This window comes from Pseudomonas sp. Y3 TE3536, assembly GCF_053629175.1.
On record NZ_JBRJHU010000001.1, the window covers coordinates 4,182,484 to 4,202,034 of the forward strand.

Genomic DNA, 19,551 nt, shown 5'->3' on the forward strand with positions numbered 1-19,551 from the left:
CTACTTGCCGGCTTCTAGAGGGAATTAGAGTGCGTGTTAAATCGATCAAGCTAACCAATTTCAAGAAATTCAAAGATGACCACCTTGAGTTCAACGACGATGTGAACATCTTTGTCGGCGATAACAATGCCGGTAAGAGCACCATTCTGGAAGCTTTGGAAATCGTTCTTAACTACAACTACCGGGGTCGTCCCTTTGGCACCGAGTTCACGCCAGACATTTTTAATAAGGACGCTGTCCAGCAGTTCCTAGATTCCGACAAATCGGCCAACTACCTGCCTAGGTTAGTGATCGAGGCGTTCATCGACGGCGTGCCTGATTATCGCGGCGCGAACAATTTCTTGAAGGTGGATGCCCAGGGCGTCACGGTGCAAGCGTGCTTCGATGCCTCACTTGAGGACGTCTATGCCGACTACCTGAAGACGAAACCCAACATCACAAGCATTCCGGTCGAGTTCTACAAGCTGGAGTGGCTGGATTTCGGATGGAACCCCATCAAAGCCGTGGCCAAGAAATTCAGGGCGTTGTACATCGATCCGACCCGTATCCACCCGACCTTGGGTAAAAATCAGTACATTTCGACCATTCTGAACACCGCTTTGGACAAGGAAGAACTGGTCAAACTGACGCTCAACTATCGTGAAAATCAGCAGGTGTTCAACGATTCGGGTGAGGTCAAAGCGGTCAATGCGGGCTTGGATGCAGATCACCTAATCACTGACAAGAAGCTCTCCATTGCAGCGAGTACCTTGCCAGCTGGGTCTATTCAGACCGGGCTTCAGCTTGAGGTGGATGACGTGCCATTTCAGTTCATCGGGAAGGGTGAGCAGAGCAATGTGCAGATCAAGCTCGCCATTCAAAACAAGTCGAAGGATATCGATCTGGTAATGATGGAGGAGCCGGAAAACCACCTCTCGCACACCAATCTCAACAAACTGGTGCACTACATCGAGAAGCAGCGTGGCACCAAGCAGCTGTTCCTTACGACTCACAGTTCGTACGTTCTTAACAAGCTGAGCATCGACAAGATCTGTCTTGTGCAATCAGGCTACCAGCGTCTACATAAGCTGGATCCCGATGTCGTCAAGACCCTCAAGCGGTTGCCAGGCTATGACACTTTGCGCGTGGCGTTGTCACGGAAGGTGATTCTGGTAGAAGGGCCGTCCGATGAGTTGGTGCTCAAGAAAATTTACTACCGCAAGCATGACCGTCTACCGGAGCAGGATGGCATAGATATCATCGTGGTTCGCGGAGTCGGGTTCGATACCTTTATCTCTGTTGGTAAGGAGATTGGTACCCGGATCAACGTCCTCAGGGACAATGACGGTGACTATCAGAGCAACGTTGTGAAGGCCCGAGACGATTATGCGGCCTTTGCAAACATCAAGCTCATTTCCTCAGCCAAAGACGAGGAGTTCTCGCTTGAGCCCGCAATGATTTACGCCAATGCGACTGATCTGAAAACGCTGAACGCCTTCGCGAAGGAAGTGCTATCCACGCAAACCTTCAATCTCTATAAGGAGGAAGCCGGATTGGATAAACGTCGCGAATTTCTGATCAATTGGTTCAAAAGCGTCAAGGGCAATGGCAAGGGGGCGCGCAAGGTCGATTCGGCAATCAAGCTTTTCGATGGGAGTCTGGATTTCAAGTATCCGGCATTTCTAGATGAGGTGTTCGACTTTGGCTAATGAATTTTGGATCGCTGGAGCCGGGTCAGGCAAAACCCACAAAATCATTGAAGATGCTATCGAAGTCATCAAGGCGGGTGGACGCGTGTTGGTCGTTACCTACACGATGAGCAACCAGGCCGAATTGCGTTCTCGCTTCGTCGAGGTGTACGGCAGAAGCTGTGACGATTTTGTCGTCAAAGGTCTGTTCTCTTTCTACTTGGAAGACATGGTGAGACCGTACCAACACTTTGTGTTCCCTCAGCGTATCACTACGACAATGTTCACGGAGCAGAACCCTCACCTGATCCCGGGTACGAAGACTTGGTTTCCCAATAGAGGGGAGAAGACCGAGGACGGCTTGAACCCGCTCCATTATCTGACCTCTTGTAAGACAAAAGCCTATACCGGCTTGCTCGCGAAATTGGCGACGAGGGTCTCGGCTGCGTCTAAGAATGCTCCTGCTAAGCGGCTGAAGGAAATTTATCAGCGGGTCTTTTTCGATGAGGTTCAGGATCTGGTGGGCTGGGATTACGACGTCATCAAGGCGCTGAGTAAGGTCATGCCTGACTCGATTTGCTGTGTCGGTGATTTTCGTCAAACCATTTACACGACTACGTTCGGCCACAAGGCGCCGGAAACGCCGCTGCAGAAGATCCAATACTTCCAGCGCTTGAAGTTTGAACAGCGCTCGCTGCCGAAGAACCGTCGATGCATCCAGGACATCTGTGATCTGTCCGACACGATTCACCCCGGTCTTTACGACAAGACTCTGTCAGAAGTAGAGAGCGTTCCTGATGAAGTGGCCCACCACTACGGCGCCTTCGTCATCAAACGCTCACAGGTGAGCGAGTATCTCGCTGCGTTCAAGCCTCAGGTCTTGCGATGGTCGTCGTCTATGGGCAAAAGCTATTTGCCGCCTAGCCTGGCCTGTCACACCTTCGGCTCCAGCAAAGGTCTTGGGTTTGATCGCGTTCTGATTATCTCTCCGGACAAACATCTCAAGTATTTAGGCGGTGACCTTCAGGTTTTCGATAAGGACAAAACGGAGGAGTCCAGGAACAAGCTGTACGTGGCTATCACCCGCGCGAGGTACAGTGTTGCATTCGTGGTCGAAGATGAGCATCTGGAAAATATTCAGTTGCCGCTTTGGAATGGTATGGGGCAAGCCGTTGCTGAGCTGGTGTTTTAGTCATGGACGAAGACGGGCCTCCCTTTGATGGCGGCTCGACTGTGGCTTCATTGAATCCGGGAGTGAAGATCACGGTCTCGAACGCACGGTGCCCCTCACTGGCCCAGAGTGCAGACAGGTTCCCATGGCCTTGCCATAATCCGCGTGACTTAGCAATGCTATTATCGATAACCGAGCGATCATGGGCATCGGAAGCTCAATGGCGTGAATTATCGCGGTTAGGGTAAATACGAGCGCAACTAGCTTCCATCGCAGGGTTGCGTAACTACCCAGATATTTGCAATGAAAGGAATGGGTTTGCAGTTGGAGTGACATCGGCAATGCTTGCTGCTTCGAGAATAAGGTAGCCATTTAGGAGGCTTGTTTTGCGAGGGCCTCTTACCGTGCAGGTCCATATGTTCTGTCCGTTAGCTCGTTTCTGATGAATACCCAGCCTCTCAAAGTGACGTTGAATGTGGCGCCAAGGTGCAATCTCATCGTCCGTTTTCGCCTGCTCCGGATGCTCCGCGGCGTAGCGTTGAAAAATGCCCGGAGTGACCAGGAAAAAAGTACCCTCCACGGTGTGGACTTTGGCCTTGCTGTCGTTAATCACCAATCGATGACTGCGTAGACCGTCGCGCAGCCACTCTAGAAAGGCCACTCCGATGGTATCCTGGGGCGGTGCAGTTGCAGACTGCTCGCTTCTAGTGCTTGGGTTGGTCTCAGGCTGACGCGGCTCCTCCAACATATTCATCAGATCGTCGAGGTAATCGAAATCCTGACTCTGGGGAGCGGCGGCCGGCCGCGTCTTATCCGCGGCAGTTTGCGGCCCAGCTGTACTCGATTCGCTGGTTTCACTAGTTGGCAGGGGGGCGACCGTCATCGGTTCAACCTTGCCGCTAAAGCAGTCTGGCCTGGACTCATCGGCCCAGATCAGGCTCGGCTGCAGACGGAGGAAGGTGAAGCGGTGCTGCCAGTCACCGTCCGTGACAGTGGCGTTCCAAACCGCTTTGCCTTCCGGTGTAGCTTCTACTAATCCATGGGACTGCAGCTCATCGAACAAGGTAATGTTGGAAGAGGGGATACCGTCCACGGCCTGAGCCAACAGATGCGCCCGCAGCTTGTCGATCATGGTCTTGCTGACCAGCCACAGGTGGTCTTCGGTGAGCCAGCCGGCCGCGCCGGGCTGGTTGAGTTTGAACTCGTTCTTGAGCAAGTGGCGCAGTCCTGTCAGCAGATGATGCTGCAGCGAGTGCTTGGGTGCCTGCAAAGCCTTCGCGGGATTGCCACCGATGTTTTGCGCGGTGGACACCCGGTCAGCCTGCAGCACCAATTCCCCGAGGGTCCCAGCGTGCTCGTAGTGGTCGGCGAGCAGAAACAGCAATTGACTCCACAATTCGGGGTAATCGCTGAGCCAGTCGAGGAGGGCGGGCGACAGGATCTGCGTATAGAGCAACCCCGCCGCGGCACCGTGCAGCTTGTAATCGCGGCCTGGGTGGTAGCGGAAACGGTAGGGCTGGCTCAGCGGTCCGTGCCAGGGGTGCCAATGTTCGGCATTCTGACACTCGACCTGCAGGTCTACGGCGATTTTGCCGATATCATGGAGCAGAGCACCATAGGCAATCGCGGCGCTCCAGGCATCGGCCTGAGCGGCTTGGTCTTCCGGTGCAGCACCGCTGGGAAGTAGATAGGATTGACGGAGCTTCAAGCTGCAGGCCACCAGTTCCAACCCATGATCGAGCATGCCCCCGGGATAGGCGTGATGATGGCTTTCGCTCGCCGGGAGTTGCTGTACGAAGCTGGCGTAGCGGCGGATGGGCTCGAGGTAGAGCCGATCAAACTGCGCTTCGGAGAGGGCCGTGTACTGCCAAATGCGTTCGAGCAGCTTTCTCCGGTGATCGGCGGCGAGTAGAGATTCGGCCGACCGGGGGAGCATGAAGCCCTCGGCGATGGGCGTGGGAGGGGGCTCTGCCGCCTCACCTTTTTGAAATATTAGCCACCAGCGTTTCATCGCATGACCTGCTGTTCGTTCGGGAGGTCCTTTTGCCTTTTCGGATAGAGCTCTTACCCTTGCGCCCCCTTCCATTGCCGCCGTTACCCTTTACCGCCTTGGCCTTTTTCGCATGTGTGATAATTCGAATCCAGGTCCATCGGGATCGGCGGCCGCTCGGAATAGCGGTCCCTTTGTTCAGGGCGTAGACTGCCCGGCATGATTTCTAGAGCAGGGGCGCTGATGACGTTGAGTGATGCGGTATTGGTCGTGTTATTGGCTGATCGGATTCATGGCACGGATGCGGCCATCCGATCTGCGGCCAAGCGCTGTGCGAAAAAACTGCCCCGCAGTCAGCGCGATATCGTGTTTAAGATCGGGAACAGCGCAAACCCGCGGCAACTTGTGGCTCACCTGTGTCAGCACTTGTCTGATTGAGCGACCAGGCGAGGTGGTTTTAACCGGCGTTGTGCAGGAGCGCGTGCGCTTCAAGTAAACCCTCGGCTAAAGTCGCGGTCTCAGTTATTATCCCTGCACTTGTCCCACGCTTAGGAATATTGTTCATGTCCAAACTTGCCGAGTTCAAAGCACTGGAAGCGCAACTGGCCGCGCAGCTGCAACAGCTGGATGCCATGAAAAACGACTCCGGTTTGAAGCAGGAAATCGAGTTTGAACAGAAACTGAAAGCGTTGCTGGAACAGTACGGCATGGGCCTGCGCCAGGTGATCAGCATTCTGGATCCGTCCAAGGGCCTGAGCGTACCGACCGCGAGTGCGTCCAGCAGCCAGCGCAAGCCTCGCGAGGTGAAACGCTACAAGCATCCACAGAGCGGTGAGGTTGTGGAAACCAAGGGCGGCAACCACAAGATCCTCAAACAGTGGAAGCAGGAGCACGGTTCGGACACCGTTGAGAGCTGGGTACAGTAATCACTGGCTTGCTGATAGCGGCAAAAGTCGCGCTGCAGACAAAATAAAGGCCCCGGATAGGGGCCTTTTTGCTGGGTGAGTGGAATCACGCGGTGAGTCGAGCTGGCGTATCCGTGGCTTGGTCAGACTGCAAGGCCAACAGGTACTCAGAGGCTTCCCGAGCCTGACCACTGGCGCGGAAAATGGCTCGTTTGTCCTCCTTAAGTATCTTCAGCCAGGACGCCAGGTATTCCTCGTGACGCAACTCACCCGTGGTACCGGTGAGTGCGCAGAGAAACGCGGCGCCCATTTCTGCGACCAGCTCCTCAAAGGCATACGCCGTGGAGCCGAATGCATGCCCGCCGGTGATACCTTCACGGTTCAGACGCGAGCGGTGGCCCGACCAGTGTGTCAGCTCATGCAGCGCCGTTGCGTAGTAGCTGCCGACGTCTTCGAACTGCGCCTTCGTAGGTAGTTGGATCAGATCACGAATAGGCTGATAGAACGCGTCATCGCTGTATCGATGCTCGATGCGCGCACCGCTGGCGACCAGCAGTTGCTCTGCTGGTTTATGATCAATGAAGGTCGACGGCTCAGTGTGCTCGGTGGGGGCTGGCTCGTCGTCAGACAAGCCTTCGGTCTGCTCAATGTTGAACAGGCAGTGCGTGCGCAGGAGTGCGAACTGCACCAACTTGATGTTGCCCTGTTCATCGCGAACGACTTGGCCGTCCTCGTCACGTGCCTCCTTGCTCATCGGTTTGTACAGTACCGCGAGGGTGGATTGCTCGCCCTTGCGCACATGGCCGCCAGCCTTGCGTGCCTGATTGAAGGTCAGCCAGCGATCCTGGGTGAACCCTCGCAGGCGGGCCTCAGCCCACAAGAGTGGAACGTTGATGCCAGCGTAGGGCCGGCGGGTAATGGCGTTGATGGGGAATGGGGAGTCAGCGCTCGAACCTGCGGTGGTCCAAGGTTTAATCCAAGGGATCACGCCTTGGCTCAGGGCACTGACGATCTTGTTGGTGACGTCCAGGTAGATGTCGGACATGGCGTTCTCCGTTCGTGAAGGGGGAACGCTGCCCGGCCGGGAAGCGTTCCCGGTGGGGGTAGAGGAGGCTGCGGCGGTGCTGAATGGGTCAGAGGGCGGCGATGTCTACCGTGCTCTCATCAGGCAGTCGGACAAGCAAAAAAGCCGGGCCGCTGCTTGGTATGACACGAGCCAGCTGAAGCTGCGGCAGATGGGCAACTTCTGAAGTTCCGTTGCTCAGCAGGTCGAGTTGCAGTTCTATGGGACGGTGCAGGGCAAGCGGTGCAGAAGTCAGCGCGCTATTGAGTAGTTCTGCCAAGCGCAGTGCGGACTGTCCAACTGGCTCCTCGCCTGTGGCAGGTTCAATGAACTGCCGCCAGACACCTGGGCTCAGCACAATGGCAGTGGAGAGGTGGTTCATGCTAGACATGGTGGCCTCCGGTTAGTAGATTCCGCGTCACCTTTCTGAGGTTTGGTATGGATTTGCCCGATCCGATCAACCTGCCAAGCAGGGAGCGTCCGTCCATTAAAACGCGCCTGAACGTGGGGTCAATCTCCCATCCTGACCTCTTTTGAACGGCTCTATCCAGGGCGTTCCAAGGAAGACTATCGGCCTTGAATTCCTGACCAGCGGCGATCTCCAGTCAGTCTGAACGTAGTGTGTAATGCCTCCCGAAAGGCCCGCTAGGTGCCTCTCGGGAAGCGCGAAGTGCTCGCTTTTACGTTCAAGCTTTTCCCGCAGGATCAACTTCGGCGGCCAGGTACAGGTGGGTGGAGGTGGCCTCCACCACCAGCGATCCTGCAGTGCCACGAAGGCTGGCGAGAACGGGATCGTCAATTTCAAAGTACTCGGCAAAATCATCGCCGCCGAATTCATCGCGGGCGCGATTCCACCAGGTGTCGAAGTCGTCGACGTCGGGGTTGCAACCGGTGGCATAGGCCACGCGTTTACGCCCACCGCCATCTGGTTTGCTTTCGCCAACCTCTGACATGAGGTAGACGCCGTGGTCTTTGACCAATATCACTCTGCAACCATTGATACCGGCCTCTGCCAACACGGCATGAAGTTCAGTGCCTGTGAAACGCAGCATGATGAGATCCTCCAGAAGGTGCGGAGGAATGCCACCCATGCGGGAGAATTCCCAGCACTGGAATGGATTGGGTTGGGTGCGTCGAAGACGCGGGCTCTGTGAGCTTTGGGGATTAGAGGGCGTTCATCACCGGGGAACGGTGACCATGCGAGCTGCCGAACGCGAATCGCATTTGGGGATAACCATCACATACGTGACGTAGCCTCAAAGGTTATGGCTACCTGGGATGCTGGAGAACCAGCGATTGCACAACTGGTTTAACAAGCGAACCGACATAGCGTCAATGGTGCTTTTCGCATGAGTTTCAGGTCTAGGTCCATTGAGTGCCACCGGCGATAATTGGCGACTGCCAAGTGATCAACGGTCATTGAAATCAGCGGCAAAGGAGTAAGCTAAGGCTTGGATCCAAATTAGCTGTAGCGGCTCTGTTCCGGGCGAAGTTACGGCTAGGGAGGTGATCAAATGTCGACTCTACATTCTGCCACTTCCGGCCGGACCCGCATCGGCAGATTTTTTATTTACGCCGCTGTAGGGGCCGGGCGGATGGTACGCCGGCTCGAAGCGACAGTTTTGGAATCCAGAGTTCTGGCATCCGTCCCTTTCAAGTACCGCTTGGTTGGTATGCGACTGTTCAAGCTAGCCTTCGTGCTTGCAGTTGCGTCTGTCGCGCTTGTCCTGGCGATGGGAATCGTTGCTCTGTGGATCATGGCGGCGCTGCCTATCAGTGCACCCGATAACGAGGAGCCCGGAGTGCATGAGGTTAGTCACCCTCAACATCAGCACAAATATCCAGAGCTGTATGACGAATATGGGTCGCTAAGATAATGTTTTATTTAAACTTCTGGACGCCGCTCATAATCTGTGAAGTGCCTCTTGCAGCTTGTGTCTGAGCGGCCTCTGTTCCACGAGTAAGAAGTGTTTGCATACCACCTCCAACGTTGTATCCCGCCCAACTCATCGCACCTATAACAAACATTGGTAACAACACAAACATCGCCCCCATCACGTACTCGATGACCTGCGCGGTTACCGTTCCGTCCATGAACCCTGCTGTCGGCAACGACAACAGTGCCTGGTCTGTGGCTGAGACCTGGTTGTATAGCGTTTCCAGCATGCTCGAATCGACCCAGCGCGCAAGCTCCCACCAGAACGTCAGCATGTGCAGGGTGAACAGCGCGAACGTGATCGTCATGAGCGCCTTCAACTGGTAGGTGCTGATCAGCAGCACCAGGGGCAAGCTGATGATGGTGCCCATGATCAGGAAGGCCTGAACCATGGGTAAGGCGGCACGCAAGGCATTCATCGCTGGGAAGTTGCTGAAAGAACCCAAGGCCAGGCCGGTGTTGGTGGCCAGGTTGTTGAGCCCTTGCGTCAGTGATCCGCCCCGGGCACTGCTGCCGTAGTCCTGGAATACCTGCCCAGGGGCCATACTCAAGGACTGCTGCCGTGGGCTCACCAGCTCGCGCAAGGTGGCGTCTTCGATCTCTGTGGACGTACGCCCGGTCAGCCAACCTCGCAGTTGCGACATCAGCGATGGATCGACCTCGGCCACCAAGCGATCACGTAATCCGATGGTGCCATCGCTCCACCACTGCTTGCAGGTGGGATAACCGGCACCGTTGTCGAGCTGAGGCAGAGAGGTATCTCTCGTCTCGTCGTATGGCCAATCGACCCTGGGCATTCGCGAGCGATCGGTATCGTAGTAACCCGGTGTATCGAGCAGGTAGGTCGAGCCGATCCAGGACGCGTCGTAGCTCTGCGCTTCGTCGAGTTCGGGTCGATTGGTAAACAGCCGTGAGCGCGAAAAACCGTAGCAGTCTCGGGTGAAGTCGGCGACCTCCTGCAATAGCACCTGGTCATTGATCCGCGAGCTGTCGATCTCCATCCGCATTGCGCGTATGTCGGGTGCGCAGGGAATCGATGCAGTCGCGGCGGCGGTGATGCCTTTGCTCATGGCATGCACCAGGAACCACCACACCGGCACGTTCGCGGATTTCTCTCCGATGGTGTTGAAGGTTATGCCCCAAGCCGTATCCGCAGGTTTGGCCACGGAAATCCCGCAGCGCTGGCTCGCCGCATCGTCAAAGCTCACGGAGGACAGGTTGATCGGAAAGAACGGCATGCAGCCAAACATAATGACCACGTAGCTCATCCACAGCCGGTTCTCGACGCGAGGGATCGACAATAGCCCCTTGTTGCCCTCGTCGGCGCCTTGCTGACGGGCCGACAGCCATTCCTGCAGGATGATCGCGCCAAACGGAGCGGCGAACAGCCCAGTGTCCGCCAATGTGTTCCAGATGCCGTTGTTGATGATCCAGGCCAGCAGCGAAAGGTAATACTCGAGGTAGCTGTTGGTGCTCATGTTCATGGTTGCACCTCACACGCGGGACAGTTCGACCAGGATGATCGAGCTGAAGCAGATCAATCCCAGGCGCTTCAGCCGTTGTTGATCTGCAGGCGTGGGCCGCCTGCGCAACGCTGCGGCCCAACCGGCAAAAATCAGGGTGTACAAGAGAGCGCGCCAGTATGCGAAGTAGGGCGTTGTCCCTCGCGGTGGTTCGAGCCAGTCCATCTGCGCCACGGACAGGTGCAGGGCAGTCCAGGCCATCAGCAACATGCCCAGCATGGTGCCGAGGATCATCAGCACACGTGCGAGCGTGGACCTCACCGAAAACAAGATCATTGCGTGCTCCTCTCCTGTTCGGCCCGGCGCAGTCGGTCCGGCTCCGGATCACGCTGATCGATGCTACGCGAGGCGTCGGCACCGCCGGCGTGGCGATCGAGGACCAGGCTGGCGGTATTGGTGGCCAGCGACTGGCGTACCTGTAGCTCGGTTTGCAGCAGGCGGATCTCGCGCTCCAGCGTTTCGACGTTGCTGTTGAGGGCGTTGGTGGCGGGCTGCGCCGAAGCCACGTTGGGCTCGTGGCTGCCGGCAAACAGCGTGCGCTGCAGCAGCATCGCTTTGTAGATCACGCTCGACAGCGCGGTCTCGCTGGCCAGGCGTCGGGCGAGCAGGTTCTGATCGGGGTCGTCGCGTAACCCCTCGATGACACCGCGGGAGACCTGCAACAACGGGCTGGAGACCTTGCCCAAGTTCTCCGGTGTTGGCTGCTCGGCGCCAGAAACCATGCGTTGCAAACCTTCCAGGTTTTCCGTGTAGGTTTCCTGGATCAGCGGCGACAGGCCGGTACCGGCAGTTACCCGCAGCGTCTCGCAGTCGTCGCAGGTCTCCACCTCGGTTTCCCCGAGCACACGCGTCGCCCACTCGGAGGCCTCCTCGGGACTCGACCAGGCTTGGCAGATGGCACCATTCTGGCAACCCGAACCAAGAGCTGAGGTATCCCCGACCGCTCGGTTGTGAAGCAGGTTGTACCCGGCTTTGACCACGTCCGATGTCACCCGGATGGGTTGCTGGCCATTGCCACCGGCTTTCTGCCCGCCGACCCAACTGACGCCGTTGTTGCCGTTGTTGGATTCGGTGTCCTTCACCGCCGTCACGGCATCACCGCCAGACTGCTCGAGGTTGTGCTGCATCTCCTGGTTCTGCGCCAGCGCTCCCCAGCCGGCCTGGTCGACCTTGTCGGCCATCTTCGCCGCCATTGCCTGGCAGGTGAGCTTGGAGCGATCAAAGTCAATCCGTCCCTGCAGAACACCATTGCTCAGCAGCTCATAGAGCCCGGGGTTGGCCCGCTGGATGATCATCGCTGGCAGCGACATCACCGCCTGGGTGGCGTTCTGGATGACGTTGCCCATGATCTGCTGGAAACCCTGGGTGGCACCATTGAGCTGATTCTGCAGGGTGTTCGATAGGTTCATGTTTCCGCACATCATGTTGGCGCGCCATGACATGCCCACGCCAAGGCCATTGGGTCGGTAGAGCGACGAGGGCGCTCCTGCCGCCGAACCGCCGCCGATGGTGTACATCACCCGGTCGTCCAGCACCGGAGCCTGGTCACCAAGGTGGTAGCCGTTCTCGGCGGCGTGGCCCACGGCATAGACGAGGATGCACAGCAAACCGAGCGAGAGGGTATTCATCATTGGCCTCCGTCAAAATCGATGCTGAACAGGAAGGTCTGGCCCATGCGCTGGCAGCAGCGGTAGGGCCGCCACAGCGACCAGGCATAGGCGCCGTCGGCGCTCTGGATCGTTGGGCTGGGGAAGATGGCGCAGGTGTTCTGGATCACCGGCGTGAGCAATTGCCAGCGGTGGTTGTTGACGTTGTTCTCCAGCACCGGCTGCGGCGGCCAGTAGCCGGGCGCAGGCATTGGCTGCAACGGTCGATAGACATGCGGCTGGCCAACGCGAGTAATGAAGTCACTGGCGCGTTGAGCCATCACTGCACCCGTCTTGAAATCGTCGGGCTGCACCAGAAAACCGTGGCGTGGGTAGACGCTACCCCACATGTCGCCGAGTGCCTGATTGCCGATCTCGCGTACTCCCGGAGCCAGTGCTTGCGGGTAGACGGATTCGGGAATGGCCTGGCGCCACGCCAGCGGGTCGAGGGTACTCAGGTAGTAGGGCGCAAACGGCACGGCACCGCTTGGGCACGCATAGCCGAACGTGTGCGCCAATCCCGTCAGGGCAGCCCCGCCGGGGTGCCCGATGCCGTCGACATTTTTGAACCGAGGCAGGTTATCGCGATGCAGCGAAGGCGTGATGAGGTTGCCACCGCCTTGGGATGCTGACGTCGGCATCGACAGTGCGGACATCTCGCTCCAGGGATTGCCGCCGGTATCGGCGTAGCTCGATATCACCAGCTCGGGAATGAAGTGACGGACCTTCGGCGAGGTGCGCACCGTGCAGCCGAACGGCGTGCACAGCAGCCAGTAGCAGATGCCGACGACCCGGTACTCCAGGCACTGCAGAGAAGTGACGGAGGCGATGATGGCCGGAGTGGTGAGTGCCAGACACTGCTCGGTGGCGACAAGCAGAACCGCCGCAACGAGCGCACGACTTCGGCCGCTCTTTCCGGGCTTCGGTGATATGCAGGCGGTAGAGGCGGTCACGTTCATGGGCAACGCTCGGCAGGTGGCAGCGGTTTGCATCCATGCGTCAAGTTTCAGCATCCCGGATCCGGCACTGGAGAAGGGGAGACAAACTGAGCCCGGGTTTATCGATTTCGCCTGGCGGCTGATTTGGCAGAGCGAGTCAGGCAAAATACCGAAAGAGTACAAATGTGCTCTTGTCGATTTTCTGCTGAACTAAGGGGTTGCGAAAAGTCCTGGAGGTATCGGTCACACCATGCCGCGCAGGCGATCGATCTCCGCTGCGACCTGCAGGGCGGCCTCCAGCTCGGACTGATGGTGCTCCTCCATCAATCGCCAGCGCTGGGCTTTTTCCTCGGGCTCGGTCATGGCCAGTGCGAGGTATAGGCTCGGCGGCACCGCGCGGAACAGCGTCTCCAGGTTCTTGGACAGGACCACGCCCTCGGTGTACTTGCCCGAGGCCTTGCTCGCGGAGAGCAGCAGCGCCTTCTGCGCCGGCGTGAGTTTCTTGAAGCGAGCGATTTCCTCGATTTCCGCCGGCGGCATGTTCAGGCAGATCCACCACTCGATCATGTTGAGCATGGTCTGTGCTGCGTCGGGGAAGTCGGCCAGGTTCTGTGTGGCCAGCCAGAACCAGGCGCCCAGCTTGCGCCACATCTTCGTGCCTTTAACCACAAAGGGTGCCAGCAGCGGATTCTTGGTGATGATGTGGCCTTCGTCCGTGACCATGATGATCGGCCGGCCGAGATACTGGTCGCGCTCGGCGAGGTTGTTCACCGTGTTCATCAGGCTGATATAGCTGATCGACATCTGCGCCTCGTAACCCTCACGGGCATAGGTGGCGAGGTCGACGATCGTCACATCGCTCTCTGGCCAGGGCGTGCCGGGCCGGTCAAACAGGGCGCCCTCAAAACCCTGGCAGAACAGGTCGATGGACTCGGCCATCTCCTGGGCGCGCTCCCGGCGTTTGTCAGGCAAATGGGCGTCGCTGGCGACCTGGCGCAGGGCATCGCGGACATGTCTCGTCAGCACCTGTTGTTCGGTCGCTGCGCAGTGCCGGGCGGCATCAAGGATGCACTCGCGGATCAGGCTGCGGTCTGCGCGGGTCAGGCGCGCTTCTTCCTTGGCTTCACCGCCGGTGATCATCAGCCGCGCGGTGATCTCCAATTCGCCCAGCACGTCACGCTGCTCATCACTGTCCGGCGCCGTTTCATCCAGGTCCTCGGTCGACAGGCTGGCCACCTGGTCCGGGTGCTCGATCAGCCGACGAGCATCGGCGAATGGCGCCAGGCTCAAGCCACTGCCGGGTTTGAGCTGGACCTTGTTGACGGACAGCCCGAGCGTGGCGAAGTAGTCGCCCTGCAGGCCAAAGGAGTTGCCCGCTTCGACAATAAACAGCCGCGGCCGGTACACGGCCATGACCTGCATCAGGATCGAGATCAGGGTGGCCGACTTGCCAGCGCCGGTCGGCCCGAACAGCAGCAGGTGACCATTCATCGAGCGGTCGAAACGTGACAATGGGTCAAACGACAGCGGTGCACCTCCACGGTTGAAGAAGGTGATACCTGGATTGTTGGTGCCGACGCTGCGGCCCCAAAGCGGCAGCAGGTTGGCGACATGTTGGGCAAACAACAGCCGGGTGTACCAGTTGCGCGTATCTCGAGCCGGGTTGTACACCATCGGCAGCCAGCGCAAGTAGCTGCTGCACGCCCCAACTTCATCGCCCTCGCGCACCGGCTGCAGGCCAGCGCCGAGCAATACGTTGGCGGCCTGAATCGAGCGCTGGCGCAGCTGTTGTTCATCCGCACCGCGCAGATACAACGCCAAGGTGCCGCGGTACAGCTTGTGCTGGCGTCCAATTAACGCCCGCGCTTCTTCCACATCTTGGCGGGTCTGGGTCGAAGCGAGATTCTCGCCGATGGCCTTTCGCGCGAGGCGGTTGAGCTGCTCCTCGAGCACATCCTGGGGCGTGATCACCAGGGTCAGGCTCATCACCGCCTGCTCGGGCAGTTGATCGAACAGGGCGTTCAACGCCTCGCCTTTGCGCGTTTCGCCGGTCAGCTGGCCGATATGCGGCGGCCTGCGCAGCTTGTCGACCACCATCACCGCATGGGGCTGTTGATCGAAGTACCATAAGCCCTGTTCGCTATCGGAGCGCGGTTCCTGGAAGAACAGCCGCTCGGCAAAATCGTGGTCGAATGGCAGCGGCAGCTCGTCGCCGTTGTCCGTCTCCGGATAGGGCACGCGTCGATAGAACGCCGCGGGGGATTCGTCGGTGAGGGCAGGGGACGGGTTGAACCAAGGAAGCAACCAGGCGTAGAAGTCGCGTCCGGTCAATCGTCGAGGGCTGACCCCGCATGCCTGCAGCGACGCTACCAGGCGCTCGCAGGTGCGGCTCAGCAACTGAGTCGGGCTCTGCCCATCATCATCGGCCTGCTCCCCGAGCCAGCGGTAGACCACCAGACGAATCCGCCGATTGCTGCCGCACCAGGGCAGGTGGGACACGATGTGGTCGTCGAACAGCCCGCCCGGTTTAGCGATGGCGTCGAGGTGACGCTGCATCGACGCGAGGAAGGCTTGGGTAAACGGTGTGCCGCGAGCCCTCGGCGCAATATAGCGCTCCAGGCGTTCGAGGTATGGGGCAAAGTCACTGTCGTCCTGGCAAAAGAACTGCACCACCCAAGGCGCCTGGTCCAGTTCGTCGAAGCTGTCCTGCAGCGCATCTTCTAGGGCATCGCGGGCCGCCATCAACCACTCGGGCTCACGACCCTCGGTCCCGATCGGCTGTAGCTCGAACACCGCGCCCACGGAGCGGTTGTCGTCGAGCAGAAAGCACTGCTCCTCCTCGAGGTATTCGACCCAGGGCAGGTGATCGGTGAAGCTGGGATTGTGCGCGTACTGGGAGGCCTCGTCGGCAAGCGTCGCGCGCCGGCGCTGTGCGGCGCGCCAAGGCTTCCAGCGTGGCGGGTCGCGACTTGCATCATCGGTCATCACAGATCGTCCAGGCGTTCGCCGGGCAGCGCGTACTGCACCTTCTCGTACAGCGGGAACACGGTTGAGTAGCCAGGTACCGGGGTCTGCTGGGTACCGGCCAGGTGCGGGTACACGTACATGACCAGGTCCGGATTAGGCAGGCGCGGAAACTGGGCGCGGATTTCGTTGGAGGCGGTGCGCGTGTAAGCGCTCTGGTCGCCTATCAGGCGCTCAGGGTCGAGCACTGGACGGCGCAATTCGCCACGCGCTTCCTGCAACTGCTGTTGGGAACCGACGGAGCCACCGCCATTCCAGATGTCCAGCATGGTTTGATCGCCGTGGGGCAGCATTTCCTCCTTGCTGGTGGAGCAGCCGCTCAGGTGCAGGGCGAGCATCAGACTAATCCAGATCCAGTACCGAAACGGATGGGCTTTCATGGTTCACTCTCCGGCCTTTCGGCTCGTAGTCGATGCTGATTTCGTGATCCAGGTGCAGGGCAACCTTGGCCCCCGGCGGCACGTAGATGGCGGCAAAGGCTTCACCATAGAGCTTGTTAATCCACTCCCGGATATCGCCAATACCACTGCTGATGACTGAGTTCAGTGCGCTGTTGCCGTTGTTCTGGGTCATGCCCAGGCTGCCGCTGGCCGAGTTGATGAACGAGGTGTTGGTCTGCTCGCTGCCCAGGGCCGCGGTGAAACCGGCGCCGGCCGCGGTGATCAGGCTCTGGCTGCCCAGGTATTGCTGGGCGTTGGAGCGGCGCTCCCCAGAAATGCAGGGAATGCCATAGGGGTCGGAGATGTAGCCCAGCCCGCCGCGGATTTTCTCGGTGTCCGAGGTCTGGGTGCTGCTGCGATTGCGGCTGACGACCGTCTGCGGCTGTGGCACCGTGCGGACGGTCCCGTCGCTGAAGACAAAGGTGATCGACTCGACCTGGCCGCGCACGCAGGACAACGTCCAGTCGCCAGCGGCGGTGCCGCTCATGACTGCGCCGACCACATCCGGCAGGTCGATGCCGTTGGCGGTGAGGTTGTCCGGGCCCACCAGCACCTTGAACGGATAGGGGTCGTTCACCGTGCCGTCTACCGGTGCCCGGCCAATCAGCGCAGTCATGGCGATCGAGCCCATCAGTGTCGAGTTTTCAGGGAGGGTGTAGACGCGCCTGGCGCCCTCGGCGCGGTCCTGAGCGTTCTCCAGATCACGCTCGCCTTTGGCGACGGCACGCAAACGGTCCTGGCCTCTATCAATGGCGTTGTTGTCCAGGCCGTGCAGGTCCTTGAACGTCGACGTCAGCGATGACAGCGGACCGTCAGCTTTGCTCGCGTCGTCCTGGCCGGCGCGCGCATTCGACGGCTCGATCCACTGCACTGCGTCAGGCGCTGATTGCGCACCGGAAAACTGTTGCTCGTCGCCGGGTTCAAGACCAAAGCCTGCGGGCAGATCCGACTTCGCGGCCGGCTTGCTGGTGAGCTGGTCCTTGAGCCTAGACAGCAGGCCCTGAGTTTCGCGGTGCTGCTGTTCGGCCTTCTGCCGGGCATCGTTGGCCTGCTGGCGCTGTTCGGTAACCTGCTGGGTGACGCTGCTCAAGGTGCTCTGGATGCGCGTGTCGATATTGCCTTCGCGCGAACGCAGCCGGTTGTTCTCGGTTTGTAGCGCATCGTTGCCTTTCTTCAGCGTCTGCATCTCGCTGCGCATCGCCTTGACCTGGCCGATCAAAGTAGCCACGGTGTCGCGCGGGGTATCGCCCGCGATGCCCAGGGCCTTGGCTTGTTCCGCACTGAGTGTGGTCTTGTCCGGATCGTGCGCGGTCTGGCTTTCCGGCGAGGCTATCCAGGATTTGCCGATGATCAGCACGATGCCCAGCAGGACTCCGGGTACCAGCCACTTCAGCAGGCCGTTAGCTTTCATGATCGGCAGCCTCCGATGTTGGCGGGGGCAACAGCAGCGCGTGCTTCAGATCGCTTCCGCGGGTGACGAGATAGGCCACGGTGGTGTCTTCAGGCGTACCGGCGAGGCCGAGATCCGCATGTTGGAACGTTGCGGCGTACAGCGTGGCCTGCAGGTGACGCGGGTCCAGCACGACCTTGCCGGGGCCGCGGTTCACAATCTTTACCGCCGTTACCCAGTAATCACCCAACCGCCACGCAGCAAGGGCCTTGATCGAAACCCGCTCGGTGGGGAGCAAAGTGCTGAATGCGATGGAGTCGCTCAGCGGCACACGCCGTACGCCGGGTAATGGCGCCACGGTACGCAGAGGCGCATAGAGATTCTGCGCGGCATAACGGGTCAGCACCACCGGTACTGGCGTTGCCGCGGGTGCGGCATCCTTCGCGACTTCCATGTCCGGCGACTGAGTCTGGGCCACGATCTTGACCGGCTCCAGCGCCTCGCTGCCCTCAAGCGCTTCGATGTCGATCAGGATGATGTCGCCGGACTTCACGGACTGCAGCTGCAACCGAGTAGGGGGGAGCGCTTCCGCAGCGCGCAGGTACACCGTCCCGTCGACCGACTGCACGCGCAGTTTGCCGGCGATCACGCTGGGCAGTCCGACGCGAACGTCTTCATCGAGCATCAGGACCCGCTCCTGGCCCACCGTGAGCGGAACGGCCAAGGGCAGGCGGTCCCAGTATTTGACTTCGACGGCGCCGACCGCTGAACACCAGCTGCTGGCCATCGCCAGAATCAGGATCAAGACACGCATCATCACGCACCTCCCGGCAGTGTCAGCTTCTGCGGTGTGCCTTCGTAGCAGTCCAGGGCCAGGCCCCATTTGTTGCGCTCGGGGTCGACGTCGAAGCGCACCACTCGCAGCGGATAGCGCACCACCACGCGTTTCACCGGCTCCGCGGCGTAGTACTCGTCGGCGTTGAGGTCGAGCTTGACCAGCCAACTGTGCTTATCCAGCTGCTTCACCCGCAGGTCGGGATCGTCGCTGTAACCGCGGCCCAGCACCTCGTATACGCCGCGCACGCGGCCGCGCAGTTCACCGGCAGCCTTGCGGTACTCGAAGTCGCCGTCGAAGAAGGTCTTGCACGCCGGTGTCAGGTAGGGCTGCAGGGCAAAGATGGCGCGGTGGTAATCGACCTCGCCGTCGGTGGGCCAGCGGTTGAGCTGGCCGAAGATGTACAGCGCGAAGGCGTAGATGTTCTCTGGCGGTACATCCCACCATTTACGTGTGCTGCCGGTACGTAGATCGGGCGGCACATGGATGGTCAGCTCGGAAGGCGCGGACTGCCAGCCATACCACAGCCCGGAGCACAGCAGTGCCAGAATCGAAACGGCCAGACGCAGGCTGAAAATATGCGCCTGCTGCGCATCCACCTTGTTGCGGAAGCGGCTCATGGGTTGGCTCTCCTATGCCGGCACGTACGGCGCACGGTCCACGGCCCCGAATGGAGAATCAGTTGGTGGGTACCGATGCCCCAGTGCACCGCTAGGTGCCACTGCAGGCGCCGGTACAACCAGGTTTCGGGGCGGGCACGCTTGGCCCGGCGCAGCAGCTTGCCGCCGCCGAGCAACACCAACGGCATGCACAAGAACATGCAGGTGGGTAGAGTCGCGATGGAGGCGGTGGCCAGCGCCAGCGGCGCGCCGATGATTACGCCCAGGGCGGCACCGACGATCAGGGCGACCCACATCTCGTCGTTGGTGAGCCCACGAAGAACGGCCGGGGCTCGGTTGAGGCGCTCCGGGAGGAAGCTCAATGTGCCGTCAGGCAGCGTGGCTGGGGCGTCGGACATGGAGA

General features: G+C 59.5%; 19 protein-coding genes. 5 read left to right on the top strand and 14 right to left on the bottom strand.

The genetic code is table 11. The features are described from left to right. The first annotated feature begins 29 nt into the window (after positions 1-29). Together AB7M33_RS18970 and AB7M33_RS18975 are read left to right on the top strand one after the other, a co-directional pair. Positions 30-1,688: an ATP-dependent nuclease gene (locus AB7M33_RS18970; RefSeq protein WP_454243293.1), complete on the top strand. Its 1,659-nt coding sequence runs from the start codon at positions 30-32 to the stop codon at positions 1,686-1,688. Beyond that, positions 1,681-2,859, top strand: coding sequence for a UvrD-helicase domain-containing protein (locus tag AB7M33_RS18975; RefSeq protein ID WP_454243294.1), 1,179 nt, complete (start codon positions 1,681-1,683; stop codon positions 2,857-2,859). Before AB7M33_RS18970 ends, AB7M33_RS18975 begins: the two co-directional genes overlap by 8 nt. 265 nt (positions 2,860-3,124) lie before the next feature. On the opposite strand, the gene mobH is transcribed toward AB7M33_RS18975, so the two are convergent. Beyond that, positions 3,125-4,849, bottom strand: a complete 1,725-nt coding sequence (mobH, locus tag AB7M33_RS18980) for a MobH family relaxase (protein WP_454243295.1) — start codon at positions 4,847-4,849, stop codon at positions 3,125-3,127. 222 nt (positions 4,850-5,071) lie between these two features. Between mobH and AB7M33_RS18985 the strand changes: the two genes are divergently transcribed. Both AB7M33_RS18985 and AB7M33_RS18990 read left to right on the top strand, forming a co-directional pair. Further along, positions 5,072-5,266 carry a DUF7740 domain-containing protein gene (locus AB7M33_RS18985; RefSeq protein ID WP_258641862.1) on the top strand — a complete coding sequence of 65 codons (195 nt, stop codon included), beginning with the start codon at positions 5,072-5,074 and terminating at the stop codon, positions 5,264-5,266. 125 nt (positions 5,267-5,391) lie between these two features. Next, complete coding sequence (locus AB7M33_RS18990) at positions 5,392-5,754, top strand: histone-like nucleoid-structuring protein, MvaT/MvaU family (protein ID WP_454243296.1); 363 nt, start codon at positions 5,392-5,394, stop codon at positions 5,752-5,754. An 85-nt stretch (positions 5,755-5,839) separates the two neighbouring features. Here AB7M33_RS18990 and AB7M33_RS18995 read toward each other — a convergent pair whose 3' ends face one another. From AB7M33_RS18995 to AB7M33_RS19005, 3 genes are all read right to left on the bottom strand, one after another. Beyond that, positions 5,840-6,778, bottom strand: coding sequence for an ArdC family protein (locus AB7M33_RS18995; protein WP_454243297.1), 939 nt, complete (start codon positions 6,776-6,778; stop codon positions 5,840-5,842). A gap of 88 nt (positions 6,779-6,866) precedes the next feature. Further along, entirely contained in the window at positions 6,867-7,187 is a 321-nt protein-coding gene (locus AB7M33_RS19000; RefSeq protein WP_429422669.1) for a hypothetical protein, read from the bottom strand. A gap of 295 nt (positions 7,188-7,482) precedes the next feature. Continuing rightward, a complete protein-coding gene (locus AB7M33_RS19005) occupies positions 7,483-7,848 on the bottom strand; it encodes a DUF3085 domain-containing protein (RefSeq protein ID WP_429422666.1) in 366 nt (121 codons plus the stop codon). Positions 7,849-8,310: 462 nt separating this feature from the next. Here AB7M33_RS19005 and AB7M33_RS19010 point away from each other — a divergent pair, with 462 nt between their 5' ends. Continuing rightward, positions 8,311-8,673: a hypothetical protein gene (locus AB7M33_RS19010; protein WP_429422664.1), complete on the top strand. Its 363-nt coding sequence runs from the start codon at positions 8,311-8,313 to the stop codon at positions 8,671-8,673. A gap of 4 nt (positions 8,674-8,677) precedes the next feature. On the opposite strand, the gene AB7M33_RS19015 is transcribed toward AB7M33_RS19010, so the two are convergent. The 10 genes from AB7M33_RS19015 to AB7M33_RS19060 all read right to left on the bottom strand — a co-directional run bounded on the left by AB7M33_RS19015 (position 8,678) and on the right by AB7M33_RS19060 (position 19,546). Continuing rightward, positions 8,678-10,216, bottom strand: coding sequence for a conjugal transfer protein TraG N-terminal domain-containing protein (locus AB7M33_RS19015; RefSeq protein WP_454243298.1), 1,539 nt, complete (start codon positions 10,214-10,216; stop codon positions 8,678-8,680). 9 nt (positions 10,217-10,225) lie between these two features. After that, positions 10,226-10,531 carry a hypothetical protein gene (locus AB7M33_RS19020; protein ID WP_454243299.1) on the bottom strand — a complete coding sequence of 102 codons (306 nt, stop codon included), beginning with the start codon at positions 10,529-10,531 and terminating at the stop codon, positions 10,226-10,228. Next, entirely contained in the window at positions 10,528-11,883 is a 1,356-nt protein-coding gene (locus AB7M33_RS19025) for an integrating conjugative element protein (protein WP_454243300.1), read from the bottom strand. Before AB7M33_RS19025 ends, AB7M33_RS19020 begins: the two co-directional genes overlap by 4 nt. Then, entirely contained in the window at positions 11,883-12,860 is a 978-nt protein-coding gene (locus AB7M33_RS19030; RefSeq protein ID WP_454244236.1) for a TIGR03756 family integrating conjugative element protein, read from the bottom strand. The genes AB7M33_RS19025 and AB7M33_RS19030 overlap by 1 nt, the downstream gene beginning before the upstream one ends. A 222-nt stretch (positions 12,861-13,082) precedes the next feature. Then, positions 13,083-15,824 carry a conjugative transfer ATPase gene (locus AB7M33_RS19035; RefSeq protein WP_454243301.1) on the bottom strand — a complete coding sequence of 914 codons (2,742 nt, stop codon included), beginning with the start codon at positions 15,822-15,824 and terminating at the stop codon, positions 13,083-13,085. Next, entirely contained in the window at positions 15,824-16,243 is a 420-nt protein-coding gene (locus AB7M33_RS19040; protein ID WP_454243302.1) for a TIGR03751 family conjugal transfer lipoprotein, read from the bottom strand. The genes AB7M33_RS19035 and AB7M33_RS19040 overlap by 1 nt, the downstream gene beginning before the upstream one ends. Then, positions 16,206-17,714: a TIGR03752 family integrating conjugative element protein gene (locus tag AB7M33_RS19045; RefSeq protein WP_454243303.1), complete on the bottom strand. Its 1,509-nt coding sequence runs from the start codon at positions 17,712-17,714 to the stop codon at positions 16,206-16,208. Before AB7M33_RS19045 ends, AB7M33_RS19040 begins: the two co-directional genes overlap by 38 nt. After that, positions 17,704-18,510 (bottom strand): TIGR03749 family integrating conjugative element protein, encoded by an 807-nt coding sequence (locus AB7M33_RS19050; protein ID WP_454243304.1) that lies wholly within the window; start codon positions 18,508-18,510, stop codon positions 17,704-17,706. Before AB7M33_RS19050 ends, AB7M33_RS19045 begins: the two co-directional genes overlap by 11 nt. Beyond that, complete coding sequence (locus AB7M33_RS19055; RefSeq protein WP_454243305.1) at positions 18,510-19,148, bottom strand: PFL_4703 family integrating conjugative element protein; 639 nt, start codon at positions 19,146-19,148, stop codon at positions 18,510-18,512. The genes AB7M33_RS19050 and AB7M33_RS19055 overlap by 1 nt, the downstream gene beginning before the upstream one ends. Beyond that, complete coding sequence (locus AB7M33_RS19060) at positions 19,145-19,546, bottom strand: TIGR03750 family conjugal transfer protein (protein WP_454243306.1); 402 nt, start codon at positions 19,544-19,546, stop codon at positions 19,145-19,147. The genes AB7M33_RS19055 and AB7M33_RS19060 overlap by 4 nt, the downstream gene beginning before the upstream one ends. Between the last annotated feature and the right edge of the window lie 5 nt (positions 19,547-19,551).

Bases quoted from the DNA above. Each gene is read 5' to 3' on its own strand.
- AB7M33_RS19030 (WP_454244236.1), bottom strand. From the start codon at position 12,860: ATGAACGTGACCGCCTCTACCGCCTGCATATCACCGAAGCCCGGAAAG.
- AB7M33_RS19015 (WP_454243298.1), bottom strand. From the start codon at position 10,216: ATGAACATGAGCACCAACAGCTACCTCGAGTATTACCTTTCGCTGCTG.
- AB7M33_RS19040 (WP_454243302.1), bottom strand. From the start codon at position 16,243: ATGAAAGCCCATCCGTTTCGGTACTGGATCTGGATTAGTCTGATGCTC.
- AB7M33_RS19020 (WP_454243299.1), bottom strand. From the start codon at position 10,531: ATGATCTTGTTTTCGGTGAGGTCCACGCTCGCACGTGTGCTGATGATC.
- AB7M33_RS19025 (WP_454243300.1), bottom strand. From the start codon at position 11,883: ATGAATACCCTCTCGCTCGGTTTGCTGTGCATCCTCGTCTATGCCGTG.
- AB7M33_RS19060 (WP_454243306.1), bottom strand. From the start codon at position 19,546: ATGTCCGACGCCCCAGCCACGCTGCCTGACGGCACATTGAGCTTCCTC.
- AB7M33_RS19000 (WP_429422669.1), bottom strand. From the start codon at position 7,187: ATGTCTAGCATGAACCACCTCTCCACTGCCATTGTGCTGAGCCCAGGT.
- AB7M33_RS18995 (WP_454243297.1), bottom strand. From the start codon at position 6,778: ATGTCCGACATCTACCTGGACGTCACCAACAAGATCGTCAGTGCCCTG.
- AB7M33_RS19055 (WP_454243305.1), bottom strand. From the start codon at position 19,148: ATGAGCCGCTTCCGCAACAAGGTGGATGCGCAGCAGGCGCATATTTTC.
- AB7M33_RS19005 (WP_429422666.1), bottom strand. From the start codon at position 7,848: ATGCTGCGTTTCACAGGCACTGAACTTCATGCCGTGTTGGCAGAGGCC.
- AB7M33_RS19050 (WP_454243304.1), bottom strand. From the start codon at position 18,510: ATGATGCGTGTCTTGATCCTGATTCTGGCGATGGCCAGCAGCTGGTGT.
- AB7M33_RS18985 (WP_258641862.1), top strand. From the start codon at position 5,072: ATGACGTTGAGTGATGCGGTATTGGTCGTGTTATTGGCTGATCGGATT.
- AB7M33_RS19010 (WP_429422664.1), top strand. From the start codon at position 8,311: ATGTCGACTCTACATTCTGCCACTTCCGGCCGGACCCGCATCGGCAGA.
- mobH (WP_454243295.1), bottom strand. From the start codon at position 4,849: ATGAAACGCTGGTGGCTAATATTTCAAAAAGGTGAGGCGGCAGAGCCC.
- AB7M33_RS19035 (WP_454243301.1), bottom strand. From the start codon at position 15,824: ATGACCGATGATGCAAGTCGCGACCCGCCACGCTGGAAGCCTTGGCGC.
- AB7M33_RS19045 (WP_454243303.1), bottom strand. From the start codon at position 17,714: ATGAAAGCTAACGGCCTGCTGAAGTGGCTGGTACCCGGAGTCCTGCTG.
- AB7M33_RS18990 (WP_454243296.1), top strand. From the start codon at position 5,392: ATGTCCAAACTTGCCGAGTTCAAAGCACTGGAAGCGCAACTGGCCGCG.